The following is a 14,190-nucleotide window of genomic DNA, read 5'->3' as shown; positions in this document are numbered from 1 at the left end:
AGGGCGCGCCCCGCGCGCCAAGCGAGGACGCATGACCGGGCGCCGCACGCAGATCCTTTCCGCCGACCCCGCCGGCATCGCGCGCGCGGCCGAGCTGCTGCGCGCGGGCGCGCTGGTGGCCTTCCCGACCGAGACCGTCTACGGCCTGGGCGCCGACGCGCGCGACCAGCGCGCGGCGCAGGCGATTTTCGCGGCCAAGGGGCGGCCGGGCTTCAACCCGCTGATCGTCCATGTCGCCGACCCCGACGCCGCCTGGCGCCTGGCCGCGCCCAACGCCGCGGCGCTGGCGCTGGCGCGGGCGTTCTGGCCCGGGCCGCTGTCGCTGGTGCTGCCCCTGCGCCCCGAGGCGGGAATCGCGCCGGCCGTCTCGGCCGGTCTGCCCACGGTGGCGCTGCGCTGCCCCGCCCATCCGACGGCGCAGGCGCTGCTGCGCGCGGCGGGCGTGCCGACGGCGGCGCCCTCGGCCAACCGCTCGGGGGCGGTCAGCCCGACCGCCGCGGCGCATGTGGCGCAGGAGCTGGAGGGGCGCATCGACGCCATCCTCGACGGCGACCCCTGCCCCGTGGGGCTTGAAAGCGCCATCGTCGGCTTCGAGGACGACGCGCCGGTGCTGCTGCGGCCGGGCGGCGTGCCGCTCGAGGCGCTCGAGGCCGCGCTTGGCCGGCCGCTGGCGCGCGCGCGCACCGCCGGCGAGGCCCGCGCCGGCCGCCCGGACGCGCCGGGTCAGCTGGCCTCGCACTACGCGCCGCGCGCAACGCTGCGGCTGAACGCCGCCGCCCCCGCGCCCGGCGAAGCGTGGCTGGGCTTCGGCCCCGATCCCGAGGGCGTGCGCGGCCCGGCGCGCAACCTTTCGCCCGCGGGCGATCTGGACGAGGCCGCCGCCAACCTTTTCGCCATGCTGCGCGCCCTGGATCGCGAGCTGGCCGGCGGCGGAACCATCGCCGTCGCCCCGGTGCCCGAGCGCGGGCTGGGCATGGCGATCAACGACCGCCTGCGCCGCGCCGCCGCCCCGCGAGGAGACGTCCGCCTTGCCCCATGACCCGCCCGTTGACCGCCCCGCCCGCCCGCGCGAAGGCCCGCGCGCGGCGCCGGAACGGCCCGGACCGCCGCCAAGGCGGGGCAGGCGCGCGGCGCCGCCCCGACAGGGGCGCGGCGCCCGCGCCGGGCGGGCGCAGGCGGCGCCGGCGGATGCGGCGCCGCAAGGCTGGGCCGCACCGGCCGAAACGGGCCGGAAGAACGCGCCGGGCCGCCGCAAGGGCGCCGAACGATGCGGGATCGCCCGGCGATGGAATGGCGTCTGCGGCGCCCGACCGGCGCGGGCGGCGCCGGCGGAGGCGGCGCGTCACGGCTGCCTCGCGGCCGCCGACGCGGGGCGCAAGAACCCGCCGGACCGCCGCGCAGGAAGCGCGCGGTGCGGGTGGCCTCGACAGCGGCTCGGCGCCCGCGCCGGACGGGCGCAGGCGGCGCCGGCAGAGGTCGCGCGTCACGGCTGCCTCGCGACAGCCGAAACGGACCGGAAGAACCCGACGGGACGCAGCAAGGGCGCCAAGCGTTGCGGGTTCGCCCGGCAGGTGCGCGGCGCGACGGGGACCGAGGCGGGGCGATCGCGCCGGCGCGGGCCGCCTCGCCCGCCCTGCCCGTCCGCCGGGACGGCGAGCCGCCGAGCGCGCCGCCCCCAAGGCGCCGCGCCCGCGCAGGGCGCCCGAGCCAGCGCTTTCCACGCCCCCGCCCCATGGCGCCGCATCGCCCCCGCCGCCGCATTGCCAACGGAGACGCCGTCTTGACGCCCGAAACAACGCCCCAATCCACACCGGCCCCCGACCGCGCCCCGGTCCCGCCGGGCGAGCCCCGCCTGCGCGAGGCCGACGAGGCCTTGCTGAACGCCCTGCGCGCCCTGCTTGGCCCCGAAGGCGTGCGCGAAGGCCCCGACGCCGCGCCCTGGCTGCGCGAGCCGCGCGACCGTCTGACCGGCCGCGCCGCGCTGATCGCCCGCCCCGCCGATGCCGAACAGACCGCCCGCATCCTGCGCCTGTGCGCCGAGGCGCGCGTGCCCGTGGTGCCCCATGCCGGCGGCACCGGGCTTGTCGGCGGGCAGCTGGCGCCGCAGGGCATGGCGCCCGAGCCGGCCCCGGTGGTGCTGTCGGTCGATCGCATGAACCGCATCCGCCAGGTTTCGCCCGAGGACGACGCCATGATCGTCGAGGCCGGCGTGATCCTGGCCGACGCCCAGGCGGCGGCCGAGGCGGCGGACAGGCTGTTTCCGCTGTCGCTGGCCTCGGAGGGCTCGGCGCGGATCGGCGGGCTGCTGGCGACGAATGCGGGCGGGGTCAACGTGCTGCGCTATGGCAATGCGCGCGACCTGACGCTGGGGATCGAGGCGGCGCTGCCCGACGGCTCGGTGCTGCGCGGGCTCAAGCTGCTGCGCAAGGACAACGCCGGATACGACCTGCGGCACCTGCTCATCGGCTCGGAGGGCACGCTGGGCGTCATCACCGCCGCGGCGCTGCGCCTGTTCCCGCGCCCGGCCGAACGCGCCGCCGCCTGGCTGGGCACGCCCTCGCCCGAGACGGCGCTGGCGCTGCTGCACCTGCTGCGCGGCGCCTTCGCCGAGCAGCTCACCGCCTTCGAGCTGATGCACCGCACGGGCATGGACTTTCTGGCCGAGCGCCTGCCCGACCTGCGCCAGCCCATGACCCCGCCGCCCGAATGGGCCGTTCTGGCCGAGGTGTCGGGGCCGGCCGGCTCGGCCCAGCGCCCCCGGCTCGAGGCGGCGCTGGCCGAGGCGGTCGAGCGCGGGCTGGCGGCGGACGGCGTTCTGGCCGAATCCGAAGCCCAGCGCGCGCAGCTCTGGCGCGTGCGCGAGGCCATCCCCGAAGCGAACCGCAAGGTCGGGGCGATCTCGTCGCACGACGTCTCGGCGCCGCTCTCGCGCATCGCGCGCTTCATCGCCCTGGGACGCGAGGCGATCGGGCGCATCGATCCGGCGCTGCGCATCAACTGCTTCGGCCATCTGGGCGACGGAAACCTGCACTACAACGTGTTCCCGCCCAAGGGCGCCTCGCGCGGCGACTACGAGCGCCTGCGCGGGCGCATCCAGCGCACGGTCCACGACCTGGTCGCCGAGCTGGGCGGCTCGTTCAGCGCCGAGCACGGAGTCGGCCGGCTCAAGACCGCCGATCTGCGCCGCTACGGCGATCCGGCGGCGCTGCGCATGATGGCGGCGATCAAGCGCGCGGTGGACCCGGCGGGCGTCATGAACCCCGGCGCCGCCCTGCCGGGCGACCCGCCGCCCGCCGCGCCGGACTGACGCGCCGCCGCCGCGCCCGGCGGACGGCGGAGCGAAGCGCCCCGCGCGGGCCATGCGCGTCGCCGCGCCGCCAAGGCGCCGCGCGAACGGGCGGCCCGCCCGGCGCCCCGGGGCGAGACCTCGGGGCCCGGAGCCCGCGGCTCATGCGGCGACGGCCCGCCGGCGGGCGGAACGCGGAACGCGCCCGTTCGGCCGATCGCGGCCCCGCGAGGGCGGCGCGACGGGCGGTCTTGCAGGATCGCGCGGCAAGGCGCCGCGCGGCTCCGGTTCAGCGCCCGCCGCCCTGGCCGGGGCGGCGCATCTGGAACAGGCGCTCGATCACCGCGTAGTCCTGATAGCCGCAGCGCGCCAGCGGGCGGCTGCGCGTCAGGTCGAAGCGCCCGTCCACGATCATGTCGTCGCGGATGTGGATGTGCACCACCTCGCCGAAAACCACCACGTTCTCGCCCGTTTCGTCCCAGCAGGGCAGCGCGACCTCCTGCAGCAGGCGGCATTCGAGCGCGGCGGGCGCGGCCGCCACGCGCGGGGGCGCGACCTCGACGCTTGGCGCCTTCTCCAGCCCGGCGGCGAGGAATTCGTCCTCGCCATGGGGCAGATGGGCCGAGGTGGCGTTCATCTGCTCGCGCAGATCCCACGAGGTCAGGTTGACCACGAACTCGCCCGTGCGGCGGATGTTGGCCAGGCTGTCCTTGCGCTCGTCCAGGCCCAGCTTGCGGCCGGTGGTCGAATACATCACCACCGGCGGGCGGTCGGCCACGGCGTTGAAGAAGCTGTAGGGCGCCAGATTCGCGCGACCTTCCTCGTCCACGGTCGATATCCAGCCGATCGGCCGGGGCGCGACGATGGCCTTGAACGGGTCGTGCGGCAGGCCGTGGCCGTCGGCGGGTCTGTAGCGCATGGGCGGTCTCCTTGGCTGCAAGGCTTGCCGGGGTTGTAGCAAGTCCGGCGCTGGACGGAAGCGCGAAGCGCGTGATACCTCGCCGCTTCGGCGCGCCTTTCCGCGCGCCGGAAGCGGGGGGCGCATGTTCCGTCTGATGCAGGAGCGGCCGCAGGACCGGCCCGAGGTCGAGTGGCTCTACGATCTGGCCTTCGCGCCGGGCCGCACGGCGCTGAGCTCCTACCGGCTGCGCGAAGGCGTCGAGCCGGTGGCCGAGCTGTGCCTGCTTGCGCGCGACGAGTTCGACGCCGTGGGCGGCGCGATCCGCTACTGGCCCGTGCGCATCGGCCCGCGCGGCGACGCGGCGCTGCTGCTGGGGCCGGTCGCGGTGCACCCGACGCGCCAGGGCGAGGGGCTGGGCGCGCTGCTGATGCGCGAAAGCCTCGATCGCGCCGCCGCGCTGAGCTGGACGCGGGTCGTGCTGGTGGGCGACGAGCCCTATTACCGCCGCTTCGGCTTCTCGCGCGATCTGGCGCGCGAGGTCGAATTCCCGCCGCCGACCAACCCCGATCGCATCCTGGCCAAGGAGCTTGTCCCCGGCGCGATGCGCGGCGTCGCCGGCCCCGTCCGCCGCTGGAGCTGAGCGCGGCGCCCGCGCGCGCCCGCATGACGCCGACGCCGCGGACGCCGCCGCGGATCTCGGCCGTCGCCGCCGTCTTTGACCTGGCCGCGGCCCGAAGCGCGCGGTCCGCCATGGCCGGGTCCGGCGCGCCCCGCCGCCCCGCATTCGCCGAACGCGGCGCGACGAAGCCCGGCGGCGGCGCGCACGGGCCGAGGGCCGGACGCAAGGAGCCGGGAGCCGGGAGCCGGGAGCCGGGAGCCGGGAGCCGGGAGCCGGGAGCCGGGAGCCGGGAGCCGGGAGCCGGGAGCCGGGAGCCGGCGTCGCCCAGGCCCCGCCCCATGGCAAGGGCGCGCGCCGGGCCGCGGCGCCTTGGCCGGCCACGGGCGGCGGGTCAGCGCGTCTCGCGCCGCCAGGCCGCCGCGATCAGACCCGCGACGAGCAAGAGCGCCAGCCAGCCCGGCGCCAGCGAGATCAGCGAGACCTCGCGCACCGCGTGCGCCTGGCGCATCGCCAGGCCAAGCCATCCGCGCCCGGCGGCGTCGCGCCCCTCGCGCACGCGGCGCAGCGCGGGCATGCCGTCGGCCAGCCGCACGACGCCCCCCCGCGTCGCGCGCGCCAGCGGCGCCAGCGGCGCGGCCGAGGACACGGCGTCGGCGAACTCGCGCGGCGAGGGCGGCCCCACCGCCGCCAGCCCCTCGCGCACGCCGTCGCTCAGACGCCAGAGCCCCTGCTCGCCGGCTTCGAAACGGGCGACATGCAGCCCCGGCGCCTCTTCGCGCAGCGTCAGGCGCCGCGTCGCGCCCGAGGGCGAGGTCGCCGTCGCCTCGGTCGGCGCGCGGTCGACGGCGCGCACGAAGACCTCGACATTCGCGCCCGAAACCTTGGCCCAGAGCGCGTCCTCCTCCAGCTCGGGCTCCTTCATCAGCCAATGCGCCAGGCGCCGCAGCAGCTCGGCCTGCGGGCCGCCTCCCTCGAAGCCGCGATCCCACAGCCAGGCGTGGTCCGAGGCCAGCAGCGCCACGCGCCCCTCGCCCACCCGGTCGAGCAGCAGCAGCGGCCGTTCCGCGGCGCCGGTCATCAGCGCGCGCCCCGACACGGGCTCGAGGTCGATCTGACGGAACCAGCGACCCCAGCCCGGATCGGCCGGCGGCGGCGGGGCCAGCCCGGCCGTGACCGGATGGCGCGCGCCCTGGGGCGTGACGCGCGGCACGAAGCCGCCCTCGATCACCCGCGCCGTCGGGCGCCCCGGCAGGATCGCGCGCAGGGGCGTGCGATACAGGCTTTGCGCCCCGGCGAAGGCGGGCCCCGAGGCGATCAGCACCGCGCCCCCCTCGCGCACATAGCGCGCGACGTTCTCGAGATAGGCGTCGGGCAGGACGCCTTGGCGCCGGTAGCGGTCGAACACGATCAGATCGAAATCGTCGATCTTCTCCATGAACAGCTCGCGCGTGGGGAAGGCGATCAGCGACAGCTCGAACACCGGCGCGCCGCTTTGCTTGCCCGGCGGGCGCAGGATGGTGAAGTGCACCAGATCCACCGAGGGATCGGCCTTGAGCAGGTTGCGCCAGGTGCGCTCGCCCGGGTGCGGCTCGCCCGACACCAGCAGCACCCGCAGCCGGTCGCGCACCCCGTTGACCGAGAACAGCGCCGCATTGTTGCGCGCCGTCAGCTCGCCCGCCAGAGGCGCGAGCGTCAGCTCGGCCACGTTCGCGCCGCCATGGCGCACGGGCAGGCGCAGCGTCACCTCGCGCCCCACCGGCGCGCGCAGGGCGGCCGCGCGCGCGCCGTCGATCCGCAGCTCGACCTCGGCCGGCTCGCGCGCCTCGGGCGGGGCGGCGCCCAGCGCCTCGACGCGGAACGAGACCTCGACCTCTTCGCCGACGATGCCGAAGGCCGGCGCGGCGGTCAGGGTCAGGCGCCGGTCCCACTCGTCGGGGCGGCCGGTCAGCAGGACATGCACGGGAGCCGGGAAATCCGCGGGCGCGGCGTCGGCGTCATGGGCGCGGCCGTCGGTCACGATCAGCGCCCCGGCGATGCGGTCCGGCGCCACCGGCGCAGCGGCCGCGCGCAGGGCCTCGGCCAGGCGCGTGCCATCGGCGCCGGCGTCGCGCACATGCGTCACGCGCGTCTCCAGCGGGCGGTCGGGGTCGGCGCCCAGCCGCGCCAGCGCCTCGGTCAGCGCGCGCTCGGCGGCGCGGGTCTGCGCGGCGCGGTCCTCTATGCGGTTCGAGGCGCTTTCGTCCACGATCACCAGCGCCACGTCGGGCAGCGGATCGCGCCGCTCGCGCTTGAGGCTGGGGTTGGCCAGCGCCGCGGTCAGCGCCAGCGCCGCCGCCGCGCGCAGCGGCCAGCCCGGCGCGCCGCGCGCCGCGGCCAGCAGCGCGCCCAGCAGCATCAGCGCGCCCAGCGCCGCGACGGCGGCGGGCGGCAGAAGGGGCGCGAAGTCGATGCCGGCGGTCATCTCAGTTCCCCAGCCTCTCGAGCAGGGCGGGCACATGCACCTGGTCGGACTTGTAGCTTCCGGTCAGGGCATACATCACCAGGTTGACGCCGAAGCGAAAGGCCATCTCGCGCCGCCGCTCGCCGGCGCGGCCGACGGGCAGCAGGAAGGCGCCGTCCTCGGACACCGCCCAGGCGCCGGCCCAGTCATTGGCGCCGATCACCACCGGCGAGACGCCGTCGTTCAGGATGCGGAAGGGCCGCCCGTCGGCCTCGCGCGGGGCGGGGGCGGCCTCGATCCACACGCGCTCGCCCGCGCGGCGGCCGGGAAAGTCGTCGAGCAGGTAGAAGGTGCGGGTCAGGACGTGGTCGCGCGGAACCGGCTCGAGCGGCGGCAGGTCCAGCGGGCCGGCCAGCCGCCGCAGCGCCCGTGCGCCGGGCCCGGCCCCGTCCGCGCCCAGCGAAAGGCGCGGATCGCGCAGGTCGAACACGATCATGCCGCCCGCGCGCAGATAGGCGTTGAGCCGCGCATAGGCGCCGTCCGAGGGGCGCGGCTGGGCCGTGGCGACCGGCCAGTAGAGCAGCGGAAAGAAGGCGAGATCGTCGCGTTCGAGGTCCACCCCCATCGGCTCGCCCGGCTCGACCGCCGTGCGCGCGGCCAGCACGCGCGACAGCCCCCGCAGCCCGGCCTCGCTGATGCGGTCGGTCTGGGGATCGCCGGTGCGCACATAGGCCAGCGTCGTGTCGCGCGTGGCGGCCAACGCGCGCGCGTCGCGCTCGGGATCGGGCGGCGGGCGCCGGCGGGCCGGGGGCTGGCCGCCCGCCCCTTCGCCCCCGGGCGCCGAAGCGGCCTGCGCCAGCCGCAGGGGCGCGGCGGCGCCCCGGCCGCGGACGGCAAGCGCGGGCCGCGCGCCCGAGGCGCCGTGCAGGCCCGGCGACGAACCCGCGAAGCGAAAGAGGGCGCCGCGCATCGACCGGAGCGCCGCGGGGGGCGGCGGGGAGCCGGACTGCGCTGCGGCGACCATCGCGGCGCCCGGCGACGATCCCGCGGGGCCCCCGACGGCGGCAAGGTTCAAGGCGGCCGGGTTCGCGGCGCCGCCCTCGGCCGCCGAGGGCGGCGCGGCGGGCTTCGGAGCGGCGGATGCGGGCGGAAGCCCGGCCGCGCCGGCGCCCAGCGCCAGGCCCGCCGCCAGCGCCGCCGCGCCGGCGCGCCGGCTCAGCCGCAGCCGGCCGGTCGCCAGCAGCGCCGCCAGCGCGTCCAGCGCCAGCAGCGCCGCGGCCAGGCCCAGCAGGGGCCCCTTCCAGCCGACCTCGCGCGCGCCGCCCAGCCCCGGATCCACGCGCACGCCCAAGGGCGGCGGCGGCGCCGGGACAAGCTGCGCCTCGGGGCCCAGAACGTTGACCGCCGCGCGCCGCTCGCCCGCCGCATAGATCCCCGGCGGCGCGCCGGGCCCCACGCCGGCGGCCAGCGCCTTGCCGGGAATGGCCGGCATGGCGCCCGGATCGGCGGGGCGGCCGAACCCGTCCAGCACCGCAAGCGGCTTCCACAGCGCATCGTCGGCGGCCAGCTCGGCGGCCGGGCGGGCGGCCGGCGCGGCCAGCGCCAGGCGCTCGAGCATCCGCACGAAGAGCCCGGACAGCGGCAATGACGACCATTCGGCGTCGGCCGTCACATGGAACAGAACCACCCGCCCCGCGCCCAGATCGGCCGCCGTGACCAGCGGCGCGCCGTCCTCGAGCGCGGCCAGCGTGCGGCGCGCCAGGTCGGGGCCGGGCTGGGCCAGGACCTGGCGGCGGATCTCGACGTCCGATGGCGGCTCGAGCCCGGCGAAGGGACCGTCGGGCGGGAAGGGGCGCAGATGCTGCGGCGCGCTCCAGCTCAGGGCGCCGCCCAGCTCGCGCCCGCCCGCGCGCAGGCGCACGGGCAGCAGCGGATCGGGCGGCGCCTGGCCGCTGGCCTGCTCGGCGGCGGCGCGCGCCAGGCGCGGGCCGGCGAAGCGCACCAGCAGCCCGCCGGCGCGGACCCATTCGGTCAGGGCTTGGCGCTCGGCGTCGTCCATCGCGCCGACATCGGCCAGGATGATGGCGTCGGGGCGCGCCGCCAGCAGCGCCGAGACGCCGCCCTCGACCAGCTCGGCCGTGGGCTCGAGCGCCTTGCGCAGGTAATGCAGCGGCGAGACCAGCGGCGCCGCGCCCGCATCGTCGCGCCCCGCGGCAAGGCCCACGCGGCGGCGGCGCAGCGCGTCGTCGGCCAGCGCCGCGCCGCCGGCCGAGGGCGCGTCCAGAAGGACCACGCGCTCGACCCGGTTGCGCAGCTCGAGCGGCAGGTCGAAGCGCAGCCGCGCGAGCTGCGCGCCCTCGGGGATCGCCGCGCGCGCGACGCCCAACCGGCGCTCGACGCCGTCCGGGCCGCGGCCGATGGCCGCCGCCGTCACGGCCCGGGCGCCGTCCGCGCCGGCGCGCACGACCTCGACGACCAGCGCGCCGTCCTTGTCGAGCGCCGGCGGCCGCAGCCCCGGCGCGGGCGTCGCGGGCGGAACGATCGTGGTCGGCCCGAGCGCGGCGAAGGTCTCGGCCAGCCCGTCGCCGGGTTCATGCGCCAGCCCGTCGGTGAGCCACAGGATCTCGAGCCCTCCGGCGGCGAAGCCCATCGCCGCGCGCGCATCCAGCGCCGCGGCGAAGGCGGCGCGCGGCGGCGCCCAGGGGCGCGGCGCCAGCGCGGCCAGCGCGCCGCGCCAGTCGTCGGCCGGGCGCGGGTCGAAGCGCCAGCCCTCGGGCCCCGGATCGGCGATCGAGACCAGGATCGCCGGCCGCCCGGCCCGCGCCGCCTGGTCCAGGGCCTCGGCCGCGCGGGCGCGCCGCGCCTCCCAGTCCGGCGCCGAGGCCCAGCCGCCGTCCAGCGCGATCAGCAGCGTCCCGCCCCCCGCAAGGGCGCGGCGCGGGTTCGAGACGGGCTCGGCGAAGGCCAGGATCAGCGCCGTCGCCAGCAGCATCCGCAGCGCCAGAAGCCACCACGGGGTGCGGTCAGGCGTGCGCTCGGTCTCGCGCAGGCCGGCCAGCAGCCCCACCCCCGCGAAACGGACCCGGCGCGGGGCGGGAGGCGTTGCGCGCAGCAGCAGCCACAGCGCAGGCAGGGCCGCCAGCGCGACCAGCGCCCAGGGGTTCAGGAAAGCGATGGCGCCGAGGCTCAGCATGGCCGCTCGCGCCGCGCGGCGACGGCGCCGTGCAGCCAGACCAGCGCCGCGCGCGCGCTCTGGTCGGTGCGATGCACGCCGAATTGCCAGCCGCTGCGGCGGGCGGCGTCGCGCAGGCGGGCGCGGCGCTCGGCCAGACGGCGGCGGTAGGCCTCGCGCAGCGACTCGGCGCGGTGGGCGTCGTGGCGCATGGCGCCGTCCGGCGACAGGAAATCGACGCGCCCATCGAAGGGGAACGCCTCTTCGGCCGGGTCGAGGATCTGCAGGCACACCCCGCCCACCCCCGCCGCGGCGGCCGCGCGCAGCGCCGCCTCGACCGGGGCCAGGGGGCCGAGGAAGTCGGACAGGAACACCGCCGTGCCGCCGCGCGTCCAGGCGGCGGCGGGCGGCGCGCCCCAGGCCGGGCGGGCGTCCTCGGCGACCGGCGGCGCGGCCAGGGCGGCGGCCATGCGGCGCAGCTGCGCCTCGCCGGCGCCGGGGCGGCCCGCGCCCAGAAGGGCCGCGCGCTCGCCCCCGCGGATGACCAGCGCCGCCAGCGCCAGCGCCAGAAGCGCCGCGCGGTCGCGCTTGGCGCGCGGCGCGGCGGCCGAGCGGCACGACATGGACGCCGCGTCATCGGCCCATAACCAGACCGATTGCGGCGATTCCCACTCGGTCTCGCGCACGAAGAGCTGATCCGAGCGCGCCGAGCGCCGCCAGTCGACGGCCGAGGCCGGATCGCCCGGCATGGCGCGGCGATATTGCCAGAACGCCTCGCCCGCCCCCGCGCGCCGGCGCCCATGCGCGCCGGACGAGACCGCCGCCGCCAGGCGCCGCGCCTCGACCAGCAAGGGCGGCAGCGCGCCCGCCGCGCGCTCGGCGTCGCGCCGCAGCCGCGCCGCGCGCATGAAGGCCGCGTCGGGCGGTGCCTGGGGCGGGCGGGCGCTCATGCGGCGGCCTCGACGCCCAGCGCGCGCGCCACCAGATCGTCGATCAGCGCATCCAGCGAGGCGCCCTCGGCGCGCGCGGCGAAGGTCAGCGCCATGCGGTGGCGCAGCGCCGGCCGCGCCAGCGCCGCCACATCCTCGACCGAGGGCGCAAGGCGCCCGTCCAGCAGCGCCCGCGCGCGCGTCGCCAGCATCAGCGCCTGCGCCGCGCGCGGCCCCGGCCCCCAGGCGACCTGGGCGGCGACGGGCTCGGCGGCCTCGGGCAGATCGGGGCGCGCGGAACGCACCAGCGTCAGGATCGCCTCGAGCACGCTCTCGCCCACCGGCATGCGGCGCACCAGCCGCTGCGCCGCGATCAGCGCCGGCGCGTCGAGGACCGGGGCGGGGCCGGCCTCGTCGGCGCCGGTGGTGGCCAGAAGGATGCGCCGCTCGTCCTCGCGCGAGGGGAAGTCCACGTCGATCTGAAGCAGGAAGCGGTCGAGCTGCGCCTCGGGCAGGGGATAGGTGCCCTCCTGCTCGATGGGGTTCTGCGTGGCCAGCACATGGAAGGGCGCCGGCAGGTCGCGCCGCTGGCCGGCGACGGTGACGTGCCGCTCCTGCATCGCCTGAAGCAGCGCCGATTGCGTGCGCGGCGAGGCGCGGTTGATCTCGTCGGCCATGAGCAGCTGGCAGAACACCGGCCCCTCGATGAAGCGGAAGGCGCGGCCGCCGCCATGCTCGGCCTCTTCCAGCACCTCGGCGCCAAGGATGTCGGCCGGCATCAGGTCGGGGGTGAACTGCACCCGCCCGGCATCCAGCCCCAGCACGACGCCCAGCGTCTCGACCAGGCGGGTCTTGGCCAGGCCGGGCGCGCCGACCAGCAGCGCATGCCCGCCCGACAGCAGCGCCGCCAGCGTCAGATCGACCACGCCCTGCTGGCCGATCACGCTGCGCGACACCTCGGCGCGCACGCGCGCCAGCGCCTCGCCCAGGGACTCGATCTCGGCGGCCAGTGCGGCGGGGTCTTCGGTCATGCGGATCCTCCTGCGCGAAGCGGGGTGCGGGTTGAAACTCTAGACCGCAGGCATAGCATGTCCAGCGTCGGCGATGCAGCCGGCGGCGGAAGCGACACGCAACGAATCGAGGAGCGCGGCATGAGCGAGAGCGCCGGACCGACGGACAAGCCGACGCAGGAGAGCCTTGCGCGCGCCGCCGCCGCGGCGGCGAAGAAGGGGCCGCCGCCGGTGCATCTGTGGAATCCGCCCTTTTGCGGCGATCTGGACATGCGGATCGCGCGCGACGGCAGCTGGTGGTATCTGGGCACGCCCATCGGGCGCGAGGCGCTGGTGCGCCTGTTCGCCTCGATCCTGCGCAAGGACGGCGACCGCTACTACCTTGTCACCCCGGTCGAGAAGGTCGGCATCGTCGTCGAGGACGCGCCTTTCGTGGCGGTCGATTTCCGCGTCGAGAACCCCGGCCCCGATCAGACGATCGTCTTCGCGACGAATGTCGGCGACGAGACCGCCGCCGGCCCCGAGAACCCGATCCGCGTGGCTCACGACCCCGCCACCGGCGAGCCCAGCCCCTATGTGCATGTGCGCCGCGGGCTCGAGGCGCTCATCGACCGCAAGAGCTTCTACCGCCTGGCCGAGATCGGCGAGCGCGCGCGTCAGGACGGGCGCGAATGGTTCGGCGTGCGCTCGGGCGGCATGTTCTTTCCGCTGATCGCCGCCGACGAGCTGCCCGACTGACGATTTGCAGATCGGCGGATCGGTAAATGAACCTTGAATGAATGATTCGTCGCCATTATGATCACGCCGACGCCGGCCGCTCGCGCCAGCGCCGCCGTTCCGCGACGGAGCCCAACCGATGAAGCACGTTTCGATCCTGGCCGCGGCGCTTGGCGCCGCGATTTGGGCCGCACCCGCAGGCGCGCTGCCGCTCAAGTTCAACAACGCCGTCGCGCCGACCGACGTGGCGAACATGGACGGTTTCGCCGGTCCGGCGATCACCAACGCCCTCAGCGTCGACTTCATCGCCGTCGCGACCGACGGCGCGACCACCGTCGACGCCCGCGTGACCGCCGTGGTCGATGAGGCCAACACGCATTTCGCCACCGTCAACGACGGCAGGAGGGGCTCGCGCGGAAGGAAGCTCACGGGCGAGGCCCGGCGCGGCTTCGCGCCGAACTACTACGCCCCCAACGGCGCGGCCGAGCCCAATGACGACCTGGGCTTTCTTTACGAATCGCTCGACTACGGCTTTGCGGGCATCGATCTGACCATCGCGCTGTTCGACGGCACCGGCGCGCTGTCGGGAACCTTCTCGACGCCCTTCAGGGCCGCCGCCGTCGAGCTGCTGATCTATGACGTGGACGGCGAGCCCTCGCAGTCGGAATTCCTGCGCGTCTGGCGCGCCGACGGGCTGGCGCAATACCAGCTGGGCGACGCGCCGCAGGCGCTGACCGCGACGGATGAGGGCGAGACCTACCTGTTCACCGGGCCGGGCACGAACTTCGACGAAACCGACGCAAGCGGCGCGCTGGTGCTGCGCTTCGTGGACACGGACCAGATCCGCCTCTCGTTCGGTTCGGTCGCCAACAGCGCCGGGCCCGAGCGCAACGCCGTCTTCTCGGCCATCGACGGCGATCTGAGCCTGTATGATCCGAACGCCTTCCTCGATCCGGTGGACGTGCGCTCGACCGCCGTGCCGGTCCCGGCGGCCGGCGCGCTGCTGCTGACGGGTCTGGGCGCGCTGGCCGGGGCCGGCTTCGCGCGCCGGCGCGGCTGAGGCGCGCCCGCTCCGCGCCCCGCGACGCGGCCCTGACCGAACGGCGCAACGCCGCC

General features: G+C 77.1%; 10 protein-coding genes. 5 read left to right on the top strand and 5 right to left on the bottom strand.

Going from position 1 to position 14,190, the window contains the following annotated elements:
- The first annotated feature begins 31 nt into the window (after positions 1–31).
- Together LY05_RS04420 and LY05_RS04415 are read left to right on the top strand one after the other, a co-directional pair.
- Entirely contained in the window at positions 32–1,039 is a 1,008-nt protein-coding gene (locus tag LY05_RS04420) for an L-threonylcarbamoyladenylate synthase (protein WP_148922236.1), read from the top strand.
- A gap of 741 nt (positions 1,040–1,780) precedes the next feature.
- Positions 1,781–3,307: an FAD-binding oxidoreductase gene (locus LY05_RS04415; RefSeq protein WP_428842387.1), complete on the top strand. Its 1,527-nt coding sequence runs from the start codon at positions 1,781–1,783 to the stop codon at positions 3,305–3,307.
- 268 nt (positions 3,308–3,575) lie between these two features.
- On the opposite strand, the gene LY05_RS04410 is transcribed toward LY05_RS04415, so the two are convergent.
- Positions 3,576–4,205: a flavin reductase family protein gene (locus tag LY05_RS04410; protein WP_148922234.1), complete on the bottom strand. Its 630-nt coding sequence runs from the start codon at positions 4,203–4,205 to the stop codon at positions 3,576–3,578.
- A gap of 124 nt (positions 4,206–4,329) precedes the next feature.
- Here LY05_RS04410 and LY05_RS04405 point away from each other — a divergent pair, with 124 nt between their 5' ends.
- Complete coding sequence (locus tag LY05_RS04405) at positions 4,330–4,827, top strand: GNAT family N-acetyltransferase (protein ID WP_148922233.1); 498 nt, start codon at positions 4,330–4,332, stop codon at positions 4,825–4,827.
- A 370-nt stretch (positions 4,828–5,197) separates the two neighbouring features.
- Here the strand turns inward: LY05_RS04405 and LY05_RS04400 are convergent, their stop codons facing one another.
- From LY05_RS04400 to LY05_RS04385, 4 genes are read right to left on the bottom strand one after another with little or no spacing between them, the layout of a single operon-like run.
- Positions 5,198–7,267, bottom strand: coding sequence for a hypothetical protein (locus tag LY05_RS04400; protein ID WP_148922232.1), 2,070 nt, complete (start codon positions 7,265–7,267; stop codon positions 5,198–5,200).
- Between the two features lies 1 nt (position 7,268).
- Positions 7,269–10,439 (bottom strand): DUF4159 domain-containing protein, encoded by a 3,171-nt coding sequence (locus LY05_RS04395; protein WP_148922231.1) that lies wholly within the window; start codon positions 10,437–10,439, stop codon positions 7,269–7,271.
- The gene (locus LY05_RS04390; RefSeq protein ID WP_346265225.1) at positions 10,433–11,368 is read right to left on the bottom strand and encodes a DUF58 domain-containing protein; all 936 of its coding nucleotides are present in this window, start codon (positions 11,366–11,368) and stop codon (positions 10,433–10,435) included. Before LY05_RS04390 ends, LY05_RS04395 begins: the two co-directional genes overlap by 7 nt.
- Positions 11,365–12,378, bottom strand: a complete 1,014-nt coding sequence (locus LY05_RS04385) for an AAA family ATPase (protein WP_148922230.1) — start codon at positions 12,376–12,378, stop codon at positions 11,365–11,367. The genes LY05_RS04390 and LY05_RS04385 overlap by 4 nt, the downstream gene beginning before the upstream one ends.
- 120 nt (positions 12,379–12,498) lie before the next feature.
- On the opposite strand from LY05_RS04385, the gene LY05_RS04380 reads away from it, so the two are divergent.
- Entirely contained in the window at positions 12,499–13,095 is a 597-nt protein-coding gene (locus LY05_RS04380) for a DUF1285 domain-containing protein (RefSeq protein ID WP_148922229.1), read from the top strand.
- A 118-nt stretch (positions 13,096–13,213) separates the two neighbouring features.
- Positions 13,214–14,134 (top strand): hypothetical protein, encoded by a 921-nt coding sequence (locus LY05_RS04375; protein WP_148922228.1) that lies wholly within the window; start codon positions 13,214–13,216, stop codon positions 14,132–14,134.
- The last annotated feature ends 56 nt before the right edge of the window (positions 14,135–14,190 follow it).

This window comes from Oceanicella actignis, from assembly GCF_008124525.1.
GTDB classification, from domain to species: domain Bacteria; phylum Pseudomonadota; class Alphaproteobacteria; order Rhodobacterales; family Rhodobacteraceae; genus Oceanicella; species Oceanicella actignis.
The sequence above is the reverse complement of the archived record's forward strand: the minus strand, read 5'-3'. Positions and strand labels throughout refer to the sequence as shown.